Genomic DNA, 20,534 nt, shown 5'->3' with positions numbered 1-20,534 from the left:
AAATTTTAGCTTTGCTCCGTATGTATTGCGATAGTCGGTTATACTACTGGTAATTGCAATTCTTTCTTAGGTAACACAAAATCTTTCATAATCTCCTGCTCGACCGATGACGATGATGGCGATGTGCTTCCATCATTATCCGGCTGTTTCAGCCTATAGAAGCGAACATCTTCTACAACCACTTCTGTCATATAAATCTTGGTGCTGTGCTCATTCGTAAATGATCTAGATTGAATACGGCCGTTTATGCCAATTAATGAACCTTTACCGCAAAACTTCACAATATGCTCTGCCAGTTTTCCCCATACTGTACAAAGAATAAAGTCAGTCTCTACTTCTCCACGACTGTTTTTGTAATTGCGATTTATGGCAAGAGAAAAATGAGATTGGACACGATTTCTAGATAGTTGTCGCAACACAGGATCTTTTGTTAATCTTCCAACCAGTCCGACTTGGTTCATTGATTCACCTCCTTTGTGTTTAATTGCCCTCATCTTACAAGAGGCTATTCACTTTTGGCAAAACTCGATTTTTGTTTTTTAGCTCATTTTTAAATAAGAAAATAAATTTTTAAGCTGTTATTTATTTGTTTGTTAGGTTTTTTTATTGTATGGAGGTCAGACGGCAGTAAGTGTTACTCCCCATTTTTAAAAAGATAAATTTAGCATCTTTTCATATTTTAAGAAGACAGTCTTAGCTGTAATTGATTATGTTATACTAAAAGGGATGACCGACTTAGGAGGATACATAATGAAAACATTTAAAATGCTTTCTTTTGACCTTGTCACTCAAGATGGCATGCAAGCATTTCCTTTAGTCGATGGCATTATTATTAACCAGGAAAACAGCCATCAATCTTGGATTCTTGAATTGTTTATCGATCGGCAATATCGTCCGATTTTTGATGAGTTATTAGCGAATGCTACAGTAGTTGATGTTCGTGCAGTTATTTCATTTCCTGATAATGAACCAGCTCCATTTCGGGTAGTTGTGGATACTGTCCAAGAAATTGGCGAGCATGTTTCTGTGCTTTTAAAAGGGACGTTAAAAATTAAGCGTTCTAAATACGCTGAACAATTACTCGCTGATCTTTTAACAGAAGGTGTTTCACAAGTAGAATTACTAGACCGCTTCTCAAAAGGAATGAAAGAGCGGCCAAAACTTAAAAATGATGAATGAGCAGCGATACGTTTAAGGACGTATCGTTTTTTGTACTGGACAGTTTGAGATTTTTGGATAAAATATGGTGTAAAAAACTTAGGGGTGAACGTCAATGAATTTAGTCATGCGTGAGAAGCCGTTAAAGTTGTTATGGTATGAGGCTTTACTACGACGCTTATGTGATGGAGATCGAGATGCTAACTATTATAGCGAGCAATTTCGAAGGCTTGATGCTGGCTTTGCTGGTGAAAAACGAGTAGACCGAGAATGGCATGAATTAGTATGTCCAAATACTTTTGCTGTATTGCATAATGTTGTACTTGTCAATGCAGCACAGCATTTTCACCAAGTTGATACACTTTTTATTTGTAAGCATTTTATGTTCGTTGTGGAAATTAAAAATATACACGGTCGTCTGGATTTTGATGCTACGACACATCAATGCACACGCACAAAATCTGATGGCACAGTGGAAGGTTTTGCAAATCCTATTACGCAAATTCTACGTCATATGCAATTCATAAAAATTATATCTAAAAATTATTCTCTCCCCATTGAAGGTGCAGTTATTTTGTCTAATCCATCAGCTATAATTGCAAATCATCCAAAATCCGTCCCTATTTTCCATGTGTCAGGGCTACAAAGCCATGTCCAAACTCTTTTTGAAAAGTATCCAACACCTATTTTAACGAATGAGCAATTAACCCGTTTTGTACAACTAATTAGAGCGCAGCATCAACCTCAAGAAATACTTCCTCGTATAGATACTTCGAGATTCCGACATGGCGTACTTTGCCCAAAATGCCGATACAAAAATCAAATGCACTTTTACAGAGGCGGTTGGAAGTGTCTAGCATGTCACTATACAAGCACCGAAATTTTTGCAGAAGCCTTGCAAGATTATCGATTGCTCGTAAGTCGTACAATTACCAATAGTCAATTGCGTGCGTTTTTCGGTATTACTTCTAGTGATGCTGCTAATCGTTTATTACGGAAATTTCAATTTCCTAGCACTGGTACTTATAAAAATCGAATCTACTATCTTCCTGATAATTTAATAGAATATATGAAACCATTTTTTTAATGCTACTTAAGGGGAAATTGGGGAGTTGAATTTGATGTTTATCGGAGGTTTACCTTTGTTTCGCGGGTAAACGTTCTGCTTTCGCGGGTATTCTCCTTCGTTCCGCGGGTAAACGTTCTACTTCCGCGGGTAATCAAATCATTCCGCAAATACCTTCATTCCCCATAATGATAAAGAAAAAAGTGATTCCGGTTGAACGGAACCACTTTGTTTTTACGGGTTAGTCATTGTGTTGCGGTCTTCTCTCATAGTGCCGTTGTTTCGTTCAACACCATTTACACCATTGGCATTTGGTACGTTGTCATAGCCATTTGTGCCATTGACATCCGCATTCGAACCTGGTGTTGTTGCTTCTGGCATAACAGTATTTTCTCTTACTGTGCCATCATTTACAGTACCGTCGTTAACAGTACCATTGTTGACGTTACGATCGTAGACATTATCGTTTCTATCAGGATCTACGACATCTTCTACGTCGTTAACACCTCGTTTAACGTCGTTTTTCACGTTCTCCATTGGGGTTTCAGCTGCATTATTACCCCAGTTACAACCTCCAAGGAATACTGTAGCAAGGATAATGGCTAAAAATGACATTTTCCACATATAAAAAACCTCCTTTCTTGAGTACTATGTCATCAAATACAACATGTGCATTTGTGATCCTACATAGATTGCCCGAGAAAGGAGGGAACTATCCGATTTTTTGTGCAAAAACTATTTTTGTTTATCTTTCAGTAATTGCTCAATGTATGCAGCTTCTGCTTTACAATTATAGGTATAGTTTGTACCTAATTCTTTTTGTAAAGCTTCGATTGTTTCGACTTGTTTAGCGGTTGGTTCTTCATTTAAAATTTTTGCAATTACTTCATCGATTTTTTGTGCCATCTCTTCATGGAATTCAGTACTCATCAAAACATCGGCTGGGATTTTTTCGATCCAAGCGGCATTTTCCTGAAAATAAGACTGCCAGCTAGCAATGAAGTCTTCCATAGAAAAGCGCTCTTCTTCCCAACCAATACTTGCTAAGTATGATTCAAAAGATGTTGAAATCGAACGCGTAATGCTAATTTTAACACCTGAAGACAATTCCTTATACATCTATATAATCCTCCTACTTTTTAGAAAACCTTAAATTACATGTATTTCAATTCACAATACTATCTATGCCATCGCATTAAAAAAACTAAACTAAATTCTGTCAAAAAAAATTGACAATAAGAACACTATTCGACAAGATTATTTTATAACTTTTAGCCTATAATTGCAAATTAAGGCTGTTTTGGTTGTTCAGGTCCTATTGCAAATAAAATATCTGCCTCACAAACTAGCTCGCCATCAACGGTAGCTACAGCATGTCCTTTGCCCATTACACCGCGCAGTTTAACGAATTCTACTTCTAATCGTAGCTGATCTCCCGGTATTACTTGGCGTTTAAAACGAGCGTTATCAATTCCTGTTAAAAATACTAAACGTCCTTGGTATTGTTCTGATTTTAATAAGGCTACGCCACCTACTTGCGCCAATGCCTCAACAATTAAAACACCTGGCATAACAGGATATCCTGGAAAATGTCCATTAAAGAAATCTTCGTTAATCGATACATTTTTGATACCTACTGCACGCTTGCCTACTTCTAATTCCACAATACGATCTACAAATAAAAATGGATAACGGTGTGGTAAAATTTCTTGAATTTGCTCTGCTGTTAACATTTCTTTTCCCCCTCTAAGTATGTATATATACCTTACGTCCAAAAGAGGATGTAGGTTTCAACGTATAATCGCTTTTAAGTTTAAAATACTCGATTTTTTATGTGAAACACAAAGTATGGTAAAGAATATTATTATTCTTTACCATTCATAATGTCAAATATATGCTGCCATGTTTCTAATTTAAAGACATCCATTGTTTTTCCTTGACCAATTACACTGTAGCCGACCATTGTACCTAAAATAGCGGCAACAACGATTAAAACAAGAACAAGTACAACTCGTAACCAAATCGGAATCAGCCGTATTTGCACCCATCGAACCTCGCGTTGCTCTCCATTTGAGCGACGTCCCTTCTCTTCTGGTGGCGTTTCGGTTTCTTGTGTCGGCACAGAACGTCGACGTGAATCGTTTGTCATAGATATTGTACTCCTTTATTTCTTACTCAATAATGCACTTATCTAACACCATTAATAAGCCCTAGCATTTGGTCAGCTAGTGTTACGGCTCTTGCATTAAATTGATAAGCACGTTGCGTTTCGATTAAATCTGTCATTTCCTTCGACAAGCTCACATTCGATAATTCGAGTGCTTCATTTTGCATGCCGATTTGTTGACGATTTGCTCCTTGTAACTCTGTTACAACTTCTGCTTGTGTATATCCTAGCTCTGCTAAGTTATCTGGTAAGCCTACATATGTACCAGAAATATGCTCCATTAGTTGCGGCTTTTGGAATTCCGTTACTGCTAAATCCGTACGAATAACATCACCATTTGGATATGTAGCTTCTAACATACCTCCATTGCGGACAACAAAACCTTTTGCATTATCAGGTAATGTAATCGGCTGTCCATTTGCATCTGCCACTGGATAACCATCTGTATTGACAAGCATCACCGTTCCATTATTTAAAGGTGATAAATAAAAGTCACCTTGACGAGTATACACTGTTTTTGTGCCATTTTCACCATCTGGCATTAAAATGTTGAAATATTGCTTTGGTTTTGTAAAAGCAAGATCCAAATCGCGATCTGTTGTTTGAAGTGAACCTTGCTTATGATTTGTTTGAATTTGTCCAAGCTGTGCTCCAGAGCCATAACGGATACCTACTGGTGATTGACGCACAGTTGGGTCCTGTTTATCATTATTAAATTGCTGATACATAAGTTCGTTGAACGTCGCTTGTCGTGTTTTATAGCCATGCGTTCCACTATTAGCAATATTATTACTAATTGTATCTAATTTATTTTGCAATTGCCCCATCGTATTTGTTGCGGTAATCATTGTTCGTAGCATGTGAAAACGCCTCCTGTTCGCTTAATTATATTTTACCGATTTCATTTACAGCCTTTTCCATACTTCGATCATACGCTTGCAACACTTTTTGGTTTGCTTCAAAAGCTCGGTATGCTGTCATTAAATCTGTCATTGTGCGTCCAGAGTCTACGTTTGAGCGTTCTAAAAAATTTTGTCCTAATGTAAACGATACACCATTTGCACCGTAAGCAGTCGGTAAGGCTTCACCATTTTCTGTACGAATTAAGCCATTATCTTGTTTACGTAGCATGTTCGGATTGGCTGCAAATGATACACCTACGCGCGCTACTTGCTGGTTATTCACATAAATGCCACCGTCCTGATCAAGACGGAAATCATCATTTGGTAGCTGGATGCGTTGTCCATTGTCAGATAACACGTAGAGACCTTGACCATTTACTAAATAGCCTTGACCATCTAATGTGAAATTTCCGTTACGTGTGTAGGCTTCTCCGCCGTCTGGATGTGCTAAACGGAAGAAAATTGAACCAGTGACACCATCTTCATTTTGAGGTAAGTTTCCATCGATAAGGGCCATATCTGTCGTTAAATCCGTGCTATAGATTTGACCTTGTATGTAATTTGGCAATGTTTCTTGCATATATATCCCTGTATTGAGTGCACCAACTTGACTCATATACTGTGAGCCAGCTTGCTGATTGGCAGGTGCATTTGTTTTTCCTACGCTGGACATTAGCATATCTGGAAACGAACGGATGGTAGATTGATCTGCCTTAAATCCAGGCGTACTTGCATTTGATAAGTTGTTTGTCAGTAATTCTGTTCGTCTTTGTTGTGCTATCATACCTGTTGCTACTGTATAAAACCCTTTAAACAAAGGAATCACCTCATTGTATTTTTATAGTGATGCTGGAACACGATCAATATTTTCTAACATAATGCCAGTGCCAATTGCAACACAATCCATTGGATGTTCAGCAATAAAGACTGGAACTTTTAACTCTTCGATTAACAGTTGGTCCATTCCGTGTAATAATGCGCCACCACCAGTAATAATGACACCTCGGTCAATAATATCTGCTGAAAGCTCAGGCGGTGTTTTTTCTAGCACGTTTTTCGCCGATTGTACGATCATGGCTACTGATTCATGTAATGCACGTTCAATTTCCTCTGAATGAATCGTAATTGTACGAGGTAAGCCTGTTACCATATCACGACCGCGAATATCCATTGAGTCGTTACGTCCACCTTTGAAGACTGTGCCAATGGTGATTTTGATTGCTTCGGCTGTACGCTCACCAATTAACAATTTATATTCTTTTTTAATATATTGTAAAATATCATTATCAAAAACGTCGCCCGCAACCTTAATAGACTCACTTGTTACAATGTCACCCATAGAAAGAACTGCGATATCTGTAGTACCACCACCGATATCCACTACCATATTCCCACTTGGTTGGAAAATATCCATCCCAGCTCCGATTGCCGCAACTTTTGGTTCTTCCTCTAAATATACTTTTTTACCACCAGATTTTTCAGCAGCTTCGCGAATCGCTTTTTGCTCTACACTTGTAATATTTGTTGGACAGCAAATCAATATACGTGGCTTTGTTAAAAATCCTTTTAGATTTAATTTATTGATGAAATGTCTAAGCATCGCTTCAGTAACATCAAAGTCTGCAATTACTCCATCGCGTAATGGCCGAATTGCTGTTATATTACCGGGCGTGCGACCCACCATTTGACGAGCTTCTTCACCTACTGCTAATACCTTATTCGTCTTTTTATCTATTGCTACCACGGATGGTTCGTTTAGGACGATTCCTTTACCTTTAACGTGGATTAATACGTTCGCAGTTCCTAAGTCAATGCCTATATCCTTCGAAAACATTTTTTAAATTCTCCTTCCCGCCAGTTCCAACTACATAACGTTCCTATTGTCTATTTATCTAGAATATTTTATCATACCCCATTGGTAATTTCACCTAAATTTAGTTATTACGCTTGTTTTCCTTCAATTATATGTACACAAATAGAAATGTACAAAAAAAGAACGAATCATTCTTGACTCGCTCTTTCTTTCCACTTGTTTTTCGTTGCCTCTCCTCCACGAATATGACGTACGGCTTTATGGTAGGCGAGAATTTCTTTCACTTGATCAGCTAATCCTTCATGAATTGTTGGTAATCGCTCAGTTAAATCTTTGTGCACCGTACTTTTAGAGTAACCTGTCATTTTCGCGAGGACACGCACAGTTTCACGCGTCTCAATCAATAATTCACCGAGGCGTATGCAGCGCTTCCGAATGTGCTCGTGCACGTTCTCGTCCTTTCCACACAATTTCACAAAATGGCTTTGGCATCAGATGCACGTCTGCGCATTTCTTCACCTTATGTGAGGACAAAGCTATTCAGAACACGATTTGCACTTTCTCGTTAAATTGCTGACTTTTTTAAAATCCTAGGAATTTTTTCGGGTTAACGTATTTGCCGTTTTCTAGTACTTCAAAATGCATATGAACGCCTGCTGCTTGATTCCACTCATTGTCAGTCGCTTTTCCAAGTGCCTGACCTTGTGCTACTTCATCGCCTTCTTTCACAGCGATGTCTTTTACAGAACTATATTGCGTTTGCATACCATTCGCATGCTCCAAGACGATTTTATTGCCTGTGAACGCATCTAGTTTTACTTCTAGTACTTTACCACTTAACGCAGCAACTACTTCGAATTCCTCTCCATTCATAGAAAGGGAAATGCCTGATGAAGTTGTAAATGTTTGATTGAATACCATTAAGGCATTCTCACGTGACTCTTCTTTTGCTTCTACATCATAAAATTCCTGTGAAACTTGTACTTTACTAAGCTCTGCTTCCTTGAATGGATACTTCATTGTTTCTGTTTTTGCATTTGTTTCAACTACTGGACCTGGGTCTACTTGCGCTACATCTGGTAATGGTGCTTCTTCTTTTGTCACGAGACTATTGTAACCAAATAACATACCTGCTAACATTAATGCACCACCTGCGTATACCGCCGGCCAAAACCAAGGTTTTTTCTGCAATTGTCCTTTTTCATTTTGAGAAGTTTTACTATTTTTATCCTCTCTCATTTTCATCACCTCTAGTTGCAGTGTGAACAACTAGAAGCTATTTTAAACATGCATCTATTTTTTTTATCTCAATTTGTTGATAATAATAGTGTAAAATCTCTGAAGCGCTCTTTCCTTCACGTGCCATCGCATCTGCACCGTACTGGCTCATACCAACACCATGACCATATCCTTTCGTTGCTACCTGAACTTTGCCTGTATTCTTATTATATGAAATCTTAAAATCTGTTGATGGCAATTGTAAGAGTGTTCTAACCTCTCTCCCCGACCATATATTTTTACCCAATTGTAGCCTCTCAACACGTCCTGAATCATTGAGAAACAATTGCATACGACCGAAATCATTCGCCTGCCATTTAACTGGCCACAGCGCACTCCATTCAGCTAACGTCCATTCCTTTATTGTTGCAAACTTAGGAGAAGCTTGATCGGACATACTTGCAACGCTTTGTAAATACGGTAAGTCATTTCCACTGTAACCGTAAGCACTCTCTGTTTTACCATTGCTCGTTGAGTGAAACATCGCCGTAATTAGTTCATTATTATATAAAAGTACTTGTCCTTCTGTTTCCGTAATGGCTTCGACAATTTTCTTTTCATTTCCCGGGAAATTGCTAGTCCAATTGGCTTTTCTTTGTTCTTTATTGTAGTAGACTTGCCTTGCAACAGTAGGTGCAATGGCTTTTTTACCGTAATTTGTCGTTTTCAGCGCATAGGTTCTCGCGGCAATGGCTTGCGCTTTTAAAGCTTCTTTGTCAAAGGACACGGGCATTTCTGCAGCCACTACACCTACTATATACGTTTCTAAAGGAATTTTTTCCTTTTGTCCCTCCACTTCTATGAATATTTCACAGGCGTTTTCCGTCTTTTGTGGGGAGTTGTTAGAATAATCATCGATACGTCTCTCACTGAATGCTACTGGCATCATATATAATGCACCAATTAAACAAATCACAGCAATTATCATTATCCAATTTTTCATAAGGAATAATATGCGAGTACAACGGAAAATATGAGCGTTCCACTATTAAGGGAGTTCGTTTTGCTTTGGTTTGTGAGGGGCACTGTGTTTTGTGGGTATTCTGCATTGTTTCAGGGGTAAATCATTCTGTTTCGCGGGTATTTCACTTCATTTCGCGGGTAAATCGCTCTAATCCGCGGGTATTTCACTTCATTTCGCGGGTAAATCGCTCTGCTCCGCGGGTATTTCACTTCATTTCGCGGGTAAATCTCTCTGCTCCGTGGGCATCTCTTCGTTTCGCGGGTAAATCTCTCTGCTCCGCGGGTATTTCACTTCGTTTCGCAGGTATCTCTCTTTGCATTAACTAAAAACCTCTTTGCTTATAGTAAGCAAAGAGGTTTGTTGTTAGTTTGCTGGTAATTCGATTGTCGTTTTTTCTTTTGGTGTAACATCCATTGTTGATACACGTTCAATGTTTGCACCTAGTGATGCTAATTTGCCATGGAAGTCTACGTAACCACGGTCTAAGTGATGGAGTTTTGTCACTCGTGTTATTCCCTCAGACACAAGGCCTGCTAAAATTAGGGCTGCTGCTGCTCGTAAATCTGTTGCCATAACCTCAGCTCCCTGTAGGTTTACTGGTCCTTCGATAAACACAGAACGTCCTTCGATTTTAGCTCCGGCATTCATGCGACGGAACTCTTCAACGTGCATAAAACGATTTTCAAAGACTGTTTCTGTAATAATACTCGTACCTTCAGCGGTTAACATCAACGCCATCATTTGCGACTGCATATCTGTTGGGAAGCCTGGGTGTGGCATTGTTTTAATGTCTACAGCTTTTAAAGTTTGCGGTACGTGGACACGTATTCCTTCATCAAGCTCTGTAATTTCTACGCCCATTTCACGCATTTTTGCGATTAAAGCCGTCATATGTTCAGGCACAGCATTTTCAATCGTTACATCACCCTTTGTAATCGCAGCTGCTACCATAAATGTACCTGCTTCGATACGGTCAGGAATAATATAATGCTCTGCTCCATATAATGTGTCAACACCTTCAATACGAATCGTATTCGTACCTGCACCGATAACGCGGCCACCCATACTATTAATGAAGTTTGCAAGATCTACAATTTCAGGCTCTTTTGCTGCATTTTCAATTACTGTCGTTCCTTTTGCTAAAGATGCAGCCGTCATAATATTTTCTGTTGCACCGACACTTGGGAAATCCAAATATACATTCGCACCTTGTAAACGACCCTCTACCTTCGCTTCCACATAACCGTGCCCAAATGAAATTTTTGCACCCATTGCCTCAAAACCTTTTAAATGTAATTCAATTGGACGTGAACCGATTGCACAGCCACCTGGTAAAGCAACTCGTGCAAAGCCATTTCGTGCAAGCAAAGAACCCATCACTAAAATCGATGCACGCATTTTACTGACATATTCAAATTGAGCTTCACTTGAAAGTTCTTTTGTTGCGTCTATATATACTGTATTGTCTTCTGGTATATATGTAACATCAGCGTTTAGACTTTTTAGTACTTCATTTATGGTATAAACATCTGCTAAGTTAGGGACTTCTTTAATTACATTTTCTCCTTTTGAAGCAAGTAAAGCTGCCGCCAGGATTGGTAACACTGCATTTTTTGCGCCCTCTACACGAACTTTCCCCTGTAGCTTTTGGCCGCCAGTCACTATAATTTTATCCACCTTACGTCCCTCCGAATTCAATCTCTTAACCTATCGAAAATTTATTTTAAAAAAAGATGTATAATGTCATAATAAGTAAACAAACAACTCTATAGTACAACTTTTCACGCGCTCGTTCAAGCGTCCAAATCACTATTTTAAGGCATTTATTGATATTTTGCTATTTATTTATTGTACGCATTATTTTTTTTTTTGTGAATGACCAATAACACGGGAAAATATGTAAATTCCTAAGACGTTTTCAAAAGTACGTGGATACTATATTTCCGTTTCCATAGCTTATTAAACCTCTTAAGTACATATTTCAAAGGACCACATAAGTGAACTTATGGAGCCCTTCGAAATATGCACATATGAAATTACGCATCCGTTACTATCTAGTTAGTTGGCACTAACTAACTTTAAAATAAGTAAGGAAGTTTTCCAGACCAACTTGACACTTGTAGAAAGAAATTAGAGACTGCTGTCCCTATCGCAATACTTAGCAAAATATAAATTAATTGTATTTGAAATACTTTATTTTTTTTAAATAATTTTTCTAGCATGAAGGCCTGCAAAGCGTAAAAAGTGATAGCAATAAAAAAGAGGTGCGATAGAATGCCCATTAAAGCTTCTTGCCCTACTGCTTCATAAATTCCCACATCGTGTTCCTCCATTTAAAAAACGGGCAGATATTGCATCTGCCCGTTAAAAATTGAATTAGATATTACCCTCATGAACGTTGATACGATTCAACGCACGTTTTAATGCTAGGTCAGCACGTTTGAAATCAATGTTATCTTGTTTGCTTTGAATTCGTCCTTCAGCGCGTTTAACGGCTTCTTTAGCACGTTGTACATCGATATTATCAGCAATTTCAGCAGAAGGTGCTAAAATTGAGATCTTTTCTGGACGAACTTCAATGAAACCACCGCTTACAGCAACAATCTCAGTTGAACCATTGTCCTTTTTCAGCTTCACTGCACCAATTGCAAGTGGAGCTACCATTGGAATATGGCCGGCAAGAACACCAATCTCACCTGAAGTTGTTTTCGCGATTACCATTGATACTTCAGAATCGTATACCGGGCCGTCGGGAGTGACAATATTGACTGTAACTGTCTTCATATTTTTTCCTCCTCGTCCCTAGTATTAAACCTCTACGCCCATGCTTTTCGCTTTTTCAACTACTTCTTCAATAGAACCTACTAAACGGAAAGCATCTTCTGGTAGGTGATCGTGTTTACCTTCAAGGATTTCCTTGAATGAACGAACCGTTTCTTTAACAGGAACGTAAGAACCTTTTTGACCAGTGAATTGTTCCGCAACGTGGAAGTTTTGAGATAAGAAGAATTGAATACGACGAGCACGTTCAACTGTTTGTTTATCTTCATCAGATAACTCATCCATACCTAAGATAGCAATGATATCTTGTAATTCACGGTAACGTTGGATTGTACGTTGTACGCCAGTTGCTACTGCGTAGTGCTCAGCGCCTACGATTTCTGGTGATAATGCACGAGAAGTCGAAGCTAATGGGTCAACCGCAGGGTAGATACCCATTTCAGATAATTTACGCTCAAGGTTAGTAGTTGCATCTAAGTGGGCGAAAGTTGTAGCTGGAGCCGGGTCAGTATAGTCATCGGCTGGTACATAGATCGCTTGAATAGAAGTTACAGATCCTTTGTTAGTAGATGTGATACGTTCTTGTAATTTACCCATTTCAGTTGCAAGTGTTGGTTGGTAACCTACCGCAGAAGGCATACGACCTAATAGGGCAGAAACCTCAGAACCTGCTTGTGTGAAACGGAAGATATTGTCGATGAATAAAAGTACGTCTGCACCTTGCTCATCACGGAAGTATTCTGCCATTGTAAGACCAGTTAAAGCTACACGCATACGTGCACCTGGTGGCTCGTTCATTTGACCGAATACCATCGCTGTTTGCTTGATAACGCCTGAATCGCTCATTTCGTAGAATAAGTCGTTCCCTTCACGAGTACGCTCACCTACACCAGCGAATACAGAGATACCTGAGTGCTCTTGTGCGATGTTATTGATTAATTCTTGGATTAATACAGTTTTACCTACACCGGCACCACCGAATAGACCGATTTTACCACCTTTAATGTATGGTGCTAATAAGTCTACTACTTTGATACCTGTTTCAAGGATTTCAACTGAAGTTGAAAGTTGATCGAAAGATGGTGCTTCGCGGTGAATTGAATCACGACGTGCATCAGCTGGAATTTCTTCACCTAAGTCGATTACTTCTCCTAATACGTTGAATACACGACCAAGAGTCACTTCACCAACTGGTACTGAGATAGCTTTTCCTGAATCTGTTACTTCTGCTCCACGTTGTAAGCCATCAGTAGATGACATTGCAATTGTACGAACAGAATCATCACCTAAATGAAGTGCAACTTCTAATGCAAGAGTTGTTGGTTCTTCATTAGGACGTTCAATCTTAACTGTTAATGAGTTATAGATTGCTGGTAATTGGCCATTGTCGAATTTTACGTCAACAACCGGACCCATTACTTGAATAACATGTCCTTTATTCATTACTGTGTACCCTCCTATCGTATTCTTATACGACATTGGTGAGCTGAGCCTATTCTAAGGCTGCAGCCCCACCAACGATTTCTGTAATTTCTTGTGTAATAGCTGCTTGACGTGCACGGTTATATTGCAATGAAAGATCTCCGATAAGATCAGATGCGTTATCAGTTGCATTTTTCATAGCAGTCATACGAGAAGCATGTTCACTTGCTTTTCCATCTAATAATGCGCCGTAAACAAGGCTTTCCGCATATTGTGGAAGTAATACTTCAAGAATTGCCTCACCAGATGGCTCGAATTCATAAGAAGCATTGCTGCTTGCAGGTGCAATATCAGTTAATGGAAGAAGTTTTTTCTCTGTCACTTCGTTAGCGATAGCACTAACAAAGTGATTGTAGTACATATAAAGTTCATCATACGTACCGTCAATGAACATACCAACAGCATTACGAGCGATTTCTTTAATATCAGCGAATGATGGTTGGTCAGGAAGAGCAACAACACTGCTAATAACATTATGATCACGTTTCACAAAGTAATCACGAACAACACGACCTACTGCTAAAATCACGTATTCGTCTTTTGATTTATGACGCTCGTTGATTGTACGTTGTACTTGACGTAAGATACTTGAGTTGTAAGCACCTGCAAGACCACGGTCAGAACCAATGACTAAGTAAGCTGTTCTCTTAACAGGACGAGCAGTTAACATTGGATGTCCACTGTCTTTTGTACCTGATGCGATAGCGCCTACTACGTCTTGAATTTTTTCCATGTAAGGAACGTAAGCTTTAGCATTTTGCTCTGCACGACGTAACTTTGAAGAAGAAACCATCTGCATCGCTTTCGTAATTTGTTTCGTACTCTTTGTAGAATTAATACGACCTTTAATTTCGCGTAAGTTTACCACTGGTATTTCACCACCTTTTGTTTTTTAATCAAGCGACTATTTTTCTTGCTTATTCTGATTTAGCGAAAGTTTTTTTGAAGTCAGTTAAAGCTGCTACGTATTCCGCATCAGGAGCAAGTTCTTTAGTAGTACGAACATGATCTAAAACGTTTGTGTGGTTTGTATCTAACCAGCTTAAGAATTCACTTTCAAAACGAACGATATCTTGAACTGGAATATCATCTAAGTGACCTTTAGTTAATGCGTAAAGGATTGCAACTTGTTTTTCAACTTTAAGTGGTTTGTTTAGGTCTTGTTTTAGAACTTCAACCGTACGTTTACCACGCTCAAGTTTAGCAAGTGTAATTTTATCTAAATCTGAACCGAATTGAGCGAAAGATTCAAGCTCACGGAATGCAGCTAAGTCAAGACGTAGTGTACCCGCAACTTTTTTCATCGCTTTAATTTGAGCAGATCCACCTACACGTGATACAGAAAGACCGGCGTTAATCGCTGGACGTACACCTGAGTTGAATAAGTCAGATTGTAAGAAAATTTGTCCATCAGTGATTGAGATTACGTTTGTTGGGATGTATGCAGAGATATCCCCAGCTTGTGTCTCAACGAATGGAAGAGCTGTAATTGAACCATTTTGATATGTTTCATTTAACTTCGCAGCACGTTCTAATAAGCGGCTGTGTAAGTAGAAAACGTCACCAGGGTAAGCTTCACGACCTGGAGGACGGCGAAGAAGAAGTGAAAGTTCACGGTAAGCTGATGCTTGTTTAGAAAGATCATCATACACGATTAAAACGTGTTTACCTTGTAACATGAATTCTTCAGCCATAGATACACCAGCGAATGGTGCTAAGAATAATAATGGAGCTGGTTGAGAAGCAGAAGCTGTCACAACGATTGTATAATCTAAAGCGCCATGTTTACGAAGCGTTTCTACTACACCACGTACAGTAGATTCTTTTTGACCAATTGCAACATAGATACAGATCATGTTTTGGTCACCTTGGTTAAGGATTGTATCGATTGCTACAGATGTTTTACCAACTTGGCGGTCACCAATGATTAACTCACGTTGACCACGACCGATTGGTACAAGTGCGTCAATCGCTTTAATACCAGTTTGTAGTGGTTCATGTACTGATTTACGAGCCATTACACCGAAAGCTGGGCTTTCGATCGGACGAGATTTTGTTGTGTTGATTGGACCTTGTCCGTCCACTGGTTGACCTAGTGGATTTACAACACGACCAATTAGTTCTTCACCAACTGGTACTTCCATAATACGACCTGTACGACGAACTTCATCGCCTTCTTTGATGTCTGTGTATGGACCTAAGATTACGATACCAACGTTACCTTCTTCTAGGTTTTGAGCCATACCCATAACACCGTTAGAGAACTCTAAAAGCTCTCCAGCCATGGCGTTGTCGAGGCCATGAGCAAGAGCGATACCGTCACCAATACGGATAACTGTACCAACTTCGCTTACTTTAAGTTCAGATTCATAATTCTCAATCTGTTGTTTAATCAGACTGCTGATTTCTTCAGCCTTGATGCCCATGTATGTCACCTCTCACATTTCTAAATTATTAACCGATTAATTCACGTTTTAGACGCTCTAGCTTGTTCACTACTGAGCTGTCATAAATATGGTTACCGATTTGAACACGAATACCACCTAATAATGATGGATCGATTTCGTTTGTAATGTTTAATGATTGTTTCCCAACAAGTTTAGCAAATGCTGCAGAAATTTTAGCGCTTTCTTCAGCAGAAAGTGCACGAGTTGAGAATACAGTTGCATCTGCAGAACCTTGTGCTTGTGCAGCAAGTTCAGCATACGCATTCGCAATAAGCTTCACTTCGTTTACACGCTTTTTCTCAACAAGTAGTTGAACAGTGTGTAAAACTTCTGGCGTTGCACTTGCAAAGATTTCAGCAACCATTTGTTTCTTGCGTTCGATAGAGAACTTAGGCGCATTTAAAAGTGTTAAAAAATCAGGAGATTCATTTACAACTTTTGTTAACTCGTTTAAGTCTGCCCCAACTTCAGCAAGAATATTTTTTTGTTGCGCAAGTTCAAAAAGAGCTTGAGCGTAACGCTTAGCTACAGTTGAATTACTCATTGAGCTTCCCCTGCCTTCGCAATCGTCTCTTCAATTAGAGCACGGTTGTCTGCCTCAGAAATCTCTTTGCTAAGGACTTTAGATGCTGCAAGTACAGATAATGAAACGACTTCATCACGTACAGCTGCGATCGCTTTTTCTTTTTCAGACTCGATTTCACGTAAAGCCGATTCTTTTAAGCGGTTAGCTTCATTGCGAGCTGCTGTAAGAATTTCTTCTTTTTGCATTTCGCCTTGCTTCTTAGCACCCTCAACAATCGATTGTGCTTCCGTACGAGCTTCTTTAAGAAGACTTTTTTGTTCTTCTAAAAATTTATGCGAATCTTTGCGCGCTTTTTCAGCTGCTTCGATTTCACTTGCTACTAATTCTTCACGTTGTTGCATGATGCCCATTAATGGACCCCAAGCGAACTTTTTAAGAAGAAGCATTAATACTAAGAAGATGACTAATGTTGAGACGATATCTCCACCATTGAATCCTCCACCTGCACCAAGTACAAGATTGTCTAAAAACACGATTGTTTCACTCCCTTCAAGAGCTTTAACTTCAACATAATAGTTTGTAATACTTTAAAAAACTTACCTATTTTAAAAAGCTATATTTGCACATAGCTTTTATCAGTTCCAAAATGAAGGGCGAAGTTTCATCTGGTGAATCCTGCTTCGCCACTAGTAAAATTCAGTATACAACTGAATTATTTGTTCATTACGATGAATGCTACTACTACTGCGATGATCGGTAAGGCTTCAACTAATGCAACCCCGATGAACATAGTAGTTTGAAGAACGCCACGAGCTTCTGGTTGGCGAGCGATACCTTCAACTGTTTTTGATACGATAAGACCGTTACCAATACCTGCACCAAGTGCACCTAAACCGATTGCGATTGCTGCTGCTAATAAACCTAATGAACCTGTCATTTTAAAATTTCCTCCTTGGAATTGTTTGTTTTTTTGGTTCAAGCATAAAATTTATGCTTTATATTAATGGTCATCGCTCACTTTATGAGCCATGTAAACCATTGTTAACATTGTGAAGATAAAGGCTTGGATAAAGCCGATGAAAATAGAGAAACCTTGCCATGCCATCATAGGAACAATTGCACCTACGAACCCGATTGGTCCTGAAACGGCTAAACCTGCGATTAATGCAAGTAAAATTTCACCTGCATAAATGTTACCGTAAAGACGCAGACCTAATGTTAAAGTGTTTGCAAACTCTTCAATGATTTTTAACGGGAACATAAATGACATTGGTTTGAAGAATGTACCAACATAATGGCCTGTACCCTTCATTTTGATACCATAGTATTGCGTTAATACTAAAATCATCGCTGCAAGAGTCATTGTAACCGTTGGGTCAGCTGTTGGCGATTTCCACCAAAGTTGATGGTCATAGATGATAGAGAATGGAAGACCTAATAAGTTAGATACTGCGATAAACATAATAAGTGTGATACCTAGAATGTGGAATCGTCCACCCGTTTTCCAGTCCATGTTGCTTTGAATGATATTCTTTACGAAATCCATAATCCATTCCATAAAGTTTTGCATACCAGTTGGTTTTAACTTTAAGTTTCTAGTTGAAATAACTGCGATTAAAAATACGATTGTAGCTGCAACTAGTAACATCATAACTGTAGATAAGTTAAATGTTAAAAATCCAATGGTTACTAACGGAGCTTCATGATTCATTGTTATTTTTCACCTCTCTTTCTAATAAAGCACATTAGTGGTTCCTTACATGAGATACAATTCTCTCGACAAAGAGAAAAACGTACGGAATCATTAGCCCTATGACCGTGCTAATTAAGTGAAAATAGTTTGGCAACGAAATGGCTATAGCAACTGCCGCTACACCTGATCCAAAACGAAGTGCTGTACCAAGTGAACCTATTTTCTTCCCTTCACTAATGGAACGATCAAACTTCTCCATACGGCGAACTAAAATCCAAAAATTATACGTACCAAAAAATGCACCGATTGCGATGCCCGCAAAAACAGTTTGATAGGACGTAAAGCCCCAGCCTAATGCGCAAAGTGCGAGCAAAAAAAATAACGCTCTCTTCTGCACAGCAAAAATGTGATGCAAATCTAGCATTGGTTTGTAGTCTCCTGAATCATTTTTTCGAGTAAAGAAAACGTTTGCTGACCACTTTGTGAAATCAGAAAAGAGCAGTGAAAAACACTACTCACAGCGGAATAGTAATGGGGACGTCATTTGAAATTACAGGTGTAAATCCCTAATAATGCCTTACACCCCATACTTATTCGGTATAAAACCGAAACGCACAAAACGTTGCAAATCGACAGTGTTGGTTTGTACTGTCAATTTAGTAGAAACTTGATATAACAAGTGTTTCAACGTCTATCAACGAATAGAAACCCTTATCATTCTTACCCTTTGTAAGCATACAATAGGTGATATTTGAAGTCAATTAGTAAAGGAGAAAAACTTCACAGCCACTATACTCTTGTCAAATTGTTGACAAATTTGTGTATAAACTTTCATAGATTCCAAAAGTTTTTTCGGAATAATGCAAAAAAAAGCTAATTTACGACATAAATATGCTCGTAAATTAGCGACGCATTTACCATTAGTTCTATTTACTCATTTTTTGAATTTAGAATGGTGTATTACTTGCTTTTTTGCAAAAAATCTAAGAGCGCTTTCACAATTCGCTGCGAAGCATGCCCATCTCCATAAGGATTAGAGGCTTTTGCCATAGCTTCGTATGCTTCTTTATCCTCTAGTAATTCTTTTGCTAGAGAATAAATCATTTCCTCTTCCGTACCTGCTAGTTTCAAAGTTCCCGCAGCAATACCTTCTGGACGCTCTGTTGTATCACGTAGCACTAGAACTGGCTTGCCTAATGATGGTGCTTCCTCTTGTACACCGCCAGAATCCGTTAAAATCATATACGAATTGGCAGCGAAGTTATGGAAATCAAACACTTCAAGCGGTTCAATTAAATGCACACGTTTATTATCACCTAATATTTCGTTGGCAATTTCTCGAACAGCTGGATTCATATGCACCGGATAAACAACCTGAACATCCTCATGCTCCGCCAGCAGTCGAGTAATTGCTCGGAACATATGGCGCATTGGTTCGCCTAGATTCTCACGACGATGTGCTGTTAATAAGATCATACGGTCATTTGCTATTTTCTCTAACACTGGATGTGTATAATGTTCACTCACCGTTGTAGCTAATGCATCAATAGCTGTATTGCCCGTTACATAAATCGTATTTGGATTTTTATTTTCGTCCAATAGGTTTTTCTTCGATACTTCAGTTGGCGCGAAATGTAAATCGGCCATGACACCTGTCAACTGACGATTCATTTCCTCTGGATAAGGTGAATATTTATTCCATGTACGTAAACCCGCTTCAACATGACCAATGGCAATTTGATTATAAAATGCTGCTAAACTTGCGATAAATGTTGTAGCCGTATCGCCATGCACTAAGACAATATCAGGTTGCGCTTCTTTCATAACTTTATCTAAGCCTTGTAAAGCATTTGTTGTCACATCAATCAGTGTTTGACGATCCTTCATAATATTTAAATCGTAGTCTGGCGTAATCTTAAATGTTTCTAATACTTGGTCAAGCATTTGGCGATGTTGTGCTGTTACAGTCACAATTGATTCCACTTGCTCGGGATGCTTTTGTAATTCCAATACAAGCGGGGCCATTTTAATCGCCTCTGGTCTTGTACCGAAAATCGTCATCACTTTCCATTTTTTCGTCAAAACGATTTGCACCGTCCTTTGGTTATATTGTACGTTTAAAAGCAATGCCCCTTCTTCACCTTGACGTGTCAAGTTCGGGTGGCAAATTGCCCAAACATACTATGAAACGTCCTTCAATATTGAAGGACGCTTTCAAGTGCTATAAAGTTGCTGTTTAAAAAACGATATTACTTCG

The 20,534-nt window shown here is 38.9% G+C and carries 25 protein-coding genes; 2 read left to right on the top strand and 23 right to left on the bottom strand.

Annotated elements, in window-relative coordinates; all coding sequences use genetic code 11:
* Positions 1–38: 38 nt before the first annotated feature.
* Positions 39–461, bottom strand: coding sequence for a single-stranded DNA-binding protein (gene ssb, locus MKY08_RS02595; RefSeq protein ID WP_069512812.1), 423 nt, complete (start codon positions 459–461; stop codon positions 39–41).
* Positions 462–750: 289 nt separating this feature from the next.
* Between ssb and MKY08_RS02590 the strand changes: the two genes are divergently transcribed.
* Together MKY08_RS02590 and MKY08_RS02585 are read left to right on the top strand one after the other, a co-directional pair.
* The gene (locus MKY08_RS02590) at positions 751–1,179 is read left to right on the top strand and encodes a YwpF family protein (RefSeq protein ID WP_069512813.1); all 429 of its coding nucleotides are present in this window, start codon (positions 751–753) and stop codon (positions 1,177–1,179) included.
* Between the two features lie 94 nt (positions 1,180–1,273).
* Positions 1,274–2,245, top strand: a complete 972-nt coding sequence (locus tag MKY08_RS02585; RefSeq protein WP_069512814.1) for a nuclease-related domain-containing protein — start codon at positions 1,274–1,276, stop codon at positions 2,243–2,245.
* A gap of 213 nt (positions 2,246–2,458) precedes the next feature.
* On the opposite strand, the gene MKY08_RS02580 is transcribed toward MKY08_RS02585, so the two are convergent.
* The 22 genes from MKY08_RS02580 to wecB form a co-directional block, all read right to left on the bottom strand.
* Positions 2,459–2,848, bottom strand: coding sequence for a hypothetical protein (locus MKY08_RS02580; RefSeq protein WP_069512815.1), 390 nt, complete (start codon positions 2,846–2,848; stop codon positions 2,459–2,461).
* Between the two features lie 111 nt (positions 2,849–2,959).
* Positions 2,960–3,343, bottom strand: a complete 384-nt coding sequence (locus MKY08_RS02575) for a hypothetical protein (RefSeq protein ID WP_024362918.1) — start codon at positions 3,341–3,343, stop codon at positions 2,960–2,962.
* Positions 3,344–3,513: 170 nt separating this feature from the next.
* Complete coding sequence (fabZ, locus tag MKY08_RS02570; protein ID WP_069512816.1) at positions 3,514–3,957, bottom strand: 3-hydroxyacyl-ACP dehydratase FabZ; 444 nt, start codon at positions 3,955–3,957, stop codon at positions 3,514–3,516.
* 131 nt (positions 3,958–4,088) lie between these two features.
* Positions 4,089–4,373, bottom strand: a complete 285-nt coding sequence (locus MKY08_RS02565) for a DNA-directed RNA polymerase subunit beta (protein WP_069512817.1) — start codon at positions 4,371–4,373, stop codon at positions 4,089–4,091.
* A 38-nt stretch (positions 4,374–4,411) separates the two neighbouring features.
* Complete coding sequence (locus MKY08_RS02560) at positions 4,412–5,251, bottom strand: flagellar hook-basal body protein (RefSeq protein ID WP_069512818.1); 840 nt, start codon at positions 5,249–5,251, stop codon at positions 4,412–4,414.
* A gap of 25 nt (positions 5,252–5,276) precedes the next feature.
* Entirely contained in the window at positions 5,277–6,110 is an 834-nt protein-coding gene (locus MKY08_RS02555) for a flagellar hook-basal body protein (protein WP_069512819.1), read from the bottom strand.
* 21 nt (positions 6,111–6,131) lie between these two features.
* The gene (locus tag MKY08_RS02550) at positions 6,132–7,127 is read right to left on the bottom strand and encodes a rod shape-determining protein (RefSeq protein WP_024362913.1); all 996 of its coding nucleotides are present in this window, start codon (positions 7,125–7,127) and stop codon (positions 6,132–6,134) included.
* Between the two features lie 167 nt (positions 7,128–7,294).
* The gene (locus MKY08_RS02545) at positions 7,295–7,555 is read right to left on the bottom strand and encodes a sporulation transcriptional regulator SpoIIID (RefSeq protein WP_004269485.1); all 261 of its coding nucleotides are present in this window, start codon (positions 7,553–7,555) and stop codon (positions 7,295–7,297) included.
* Positions 7,556–7,688: 133 nt separating this feature from the next.
* On the bottom strand, positions 7,689–8,345 hold the full coding sequence (locus MKY08_RS02540) for a M23 family metallopeptidase (RefSeq protein WP_069512820.1): 657 nt from the start codon (positions 8,343–8,345) through the stop codon (positions 7,689–7,691).
* Positions 8,346–8,382: 37 nt separating this feature from the next.
* Positions 8,383–9,273, bottom strand: a complete 891-nt coding sequence (gene spoIID, locus MKY08_RS02535) for a stage II sporulation protein D (RefSeq protein ID WP_256093210.1) — start codon at positions 9,271–9,273, stop codon at positions 8,383–8,385.
* A gap of 438 nt (positions 9,274–9,711) precedes the next feature.
* Positions 9,712–11,025 carry a UDP-N-acetylglucosamine 1-carboxyvinyltransferase gene (gene murA, locus MKY08_RS02530; RefSeq protein WP_069512822.1) on the bottom strand — a complete coding sequence of 438 codons (1,314 nt, stop codon included), beginning with the start codon at positions 11,023–11,025 and terminating at the stop codon, positions 9,712–9,714.
* A gap of 401 nt (positions 11,026–11,426) precedes the next feature.
* Complete coding sequence (locus tag MKY08_RS02525; RefSeq protein WP_024362908.1) at positions 11,427–11,666, bottom strand: DUF1146 family protein; 240 nt, start codon at positions 11,664–11,666, stop codon at positions 11,427–11,429.
* 58 nt (positions 11,667–11,724) lie between these two features.
* Positions 11,725–12,132: a F0F1 ATP synthase subunit epsilon gene (locus MKY08_RS02520; protein ID WP_024362907.1), complete on the bottom strand. Its 408-nt coding sequence runs from the start codon at positions 12,130–12,132 to the stop codon at positions 11,725–11,727.
* Positions 12,133–12,156: 24 nt separating this feature from the next.
* A complete protein-coding gene (gene atpD, locus MKY08_RS02515) occupies positions 12,157–13,572 on the bottom strand; it encodes a F0F1 ATP synthase subunit beta (RefSeq protein WP_024362906.1) in 1,416 nt (471 codons plus the stop codon).
* A gap of 49 nt (positions 13,573–13,621) precedes the next feature.
* Complete coding sequence (atpG, locus tag MKY08_RS02510; protein WP_024362905.1) at positions 13,622–14,479, bottom strand: ATP synthase F1 subunit gamma; 858 nt, start codon at positions 14,477–14,479, stop codon at positions 13,622–13,624.
* Between the two features lie 49 nt (positions 14,480–14,528).
* Entirely contained in the window at positions 14,529–16,037 is a 1,509-nt protein-coding gene (gene atpA, locus MKY08_RS02505; protein WP_024362904.1) for a F0F1 ATP synthase subunit alpha, read from the bottom strand.
* A 28-nt stretch (positions 16,038–16,065) separates the two neighbouring features.
* Positions 16,066–16,602 carry a F0F1 ATP synthase subunit delta gene (locus tag MKY08_RS02500; RefSeq protein ID WP_024362903.1) on the bottom strand — a complete coding sequence of 179 codons (537 nt, stop codon included), beginning with the start codon at positions 16,600–16,602 and terminating at the stop codon, positions 16,066–16,068.
* Positions 16,599–17,117: a F0F1 ATP synthase subunit B gene (gene atpF, locus MKY08_RS02495; protein ID WP_024362902.1), complete on the bottom strand. Its 519-nt coding sequence runs from the start codon at positions 17,115–17,117 to the stop codon at positions 16,599–16,601. Before atpF ends, MKY08_RS02500 begins: the two co-directional genes overlap by 4 nt.
* A gap of 179 nt (positions 17,118–17,296) precedes the next feature.
* Positions 17,297–17,521 carry a F0F1 ATP synthase subunit C gene (gene atpE, locus MKY08_RS02490; RefSeq protein ID WP_004269474.1) on the bottom strand — a complete coding sequence of 75 codons (225 nt, stop codon included), beginning with the start codon at positions 17,519–17,521 and terminating at the stop codon, positions 17,297–17,299.
* Positions 17,522–17,584: 63 nt separating this feature from the next.
* Positions 17,585–18,295, bottom strand: a complete 711-nt coding sequence (gene atpB / locus MKY08_RS02485; RefSeq protein WP_024362901.1) for a F0F1 ATP synthase subunit A — start codon at positions 18,293–18,295, stop codon at positions 17,585–17,587.
* A gap of 34 nt (positions 18,296–18,329) precedes the next feature.
* Complete coding sequence (locus MKY08_RS02480; protein ID WP_024362900.1) at positions 18,330–18,701, bottom strand: ATP synthase subunit I; 372 nt, start codon at positions 18,699–18,701, stop codon at positions 18,330–18,332.
* A gap of 536 nt (positions 18,702–19,237) precedes the next feature.
* Positions 19,238–20,359: a UDP-N-acetylglucosamine 2-epimerase (non-hydrolyzing) gene (gene wecB, locus MKY08_RS02475; RefSeq protein ID WP_069513047.1), complete on the bottom strand. Its 1,122-nt coding sequence runs from the start codon at positions 20,357–20,359 to the stop codon at positions 19,238–19,240.
* Between the last annotated feature and the right edge of the window lie 175 nt (positions 20,360–20,534).

The organism is Lysinibacillus sp. FSL M8-0337, assembly GCF_038593855.1.
Classification (GTDB): Bacteria; Bacillota; Bacilli; order Bacillales_A; family Planococcaceae; genus Lysinibacillus; species Lysinibacillus sphaericus_D.
Note: the sequence above shows the minus strand (reverse complement) of the source record. Positions and strands in the feature narration are given on the sequence as shown.

Bases quoted from the DNA above. Each gene is read 5' to 3' on its own strand.
- MKY08_RS02575 (WP_024362918.1), bottom strand. From the start codon at position 3,343: ATGTATAAGGAATTGTCTTCAGGTGTTAAAATTAGCATTACGCGTTCG.
- ssb (WP_069512812.1), bottom strand. From the start codon at position 461: ATGAACCAAGTCGGACTGGTTGGAAGATTAACAAAAGATCCTGTGTTG.
- MKY08_RS02540 (WP_069512820.1), bottom strand. From the start codon at position 8,345: ATGAGAGAGGATAAAAATAGTAAAACTTCTCAAAATGAAAAAGGACAA.
- MKY08_RS02590 (WP_069512813.1), top strand. From the start codon at position 751: ATGAAAACATTTAAAATGCTTTCTTTTGACCTTGTCACTCAAGATGGC.
- atpA (WP_024362904.1), bottom strand. From the start codon at position 16,037: ATGGGCATCAAGGCTGAAGAAATCAGCAGTCTGATTAAACAACAGATT.
- spoIID (WP_256093210.1), bottom strand. From the start codon at position 9,273: ATGATGCCAGTAGCATTCAGTGAGAGACGTATCGATGATTATTCTAAC.
- atpD (WP_024362906.1), bottom strand. From the start codon at position 13,572: ATGAATAAAGGACATGTTATTCAAGTAATGGGTCCGGTTGTTGACGTA.
- MKY08_RS02560 (WP_069512818.1), bottom strand. From the start codon at position 5,251: ATGCTACGAACAATGATTACCGCAACAAATACGATGGGGCAATTGCAA.
- MKY08_RS02565 (WP_069512817.1), bottom strand. From the start codon at position 4,373: ATGACAAACGATTCACGTCGACGTTCTGTGCCGACACAAGAAACCGAA.
- atpB (WP_024362901.1), bottom strand. From the start codon at position 18,295: ATGAATCATGAAGCTCCGTTAGTAACCATTGGATTTTTAACATTTAAC.
- fabZ (WP_069512816.1), bottom strand. From the start codon at position 3,957: ATGTTAACAGCAGAGCAAATTCAAGAAATTTTACCACACCGTTATCCA.
- MKY08_RS02480 (WP_024362900.1), bottom strand. From the start codon at position 18,701: ATGCTAGATTTGCATCACATTTTTGCTGTGCAGAAGAGAGCGTTATTT.
- MKY08_RS02500 (WP_024362903.1), bottom strand. From the start codon at position 16,602: ATGAGTAATTCAACTGTAGCTAAGCGTTACGCTCAAGCTCTTTTTGAA.
- MKY08_RS02520 (WP_024362907.1), bottom strand. From the start codon at position 12,132: ATGAAGACAGTTACAGTCAATATTGTCACTCCCGACGGCCCGGTATAC.
- atpE (WP_004269474.1), bottom strand. From the start codon at position 17,521: ATGACAGGTTCATTAGGTTTATTAGCAGCAGCAATCGCAATCGGTTTA.
- MKY08_RS02580 (WP_069512815.1), bottom strand. From the start codon at position 2,848: ATGTGGAAAATGTCATTTTTAGCCATTATCCTTGCTACAGTATTCCTT.
- MKY08_RS02585 (WP_069512814.1), top strand. From the start codon at position 1,274: ATGAATTTAGTCATGCGTGAGAAGCCGTTAAAGTTGTTATGGTATGAG.
- MKY08_RS02550 (WP_024362913.1), bottom strand. From the start codon at position 7,127: ATGTTTTCGAAGGATATAGGCATTGACTTAGGAACTGCGAACGTATTA.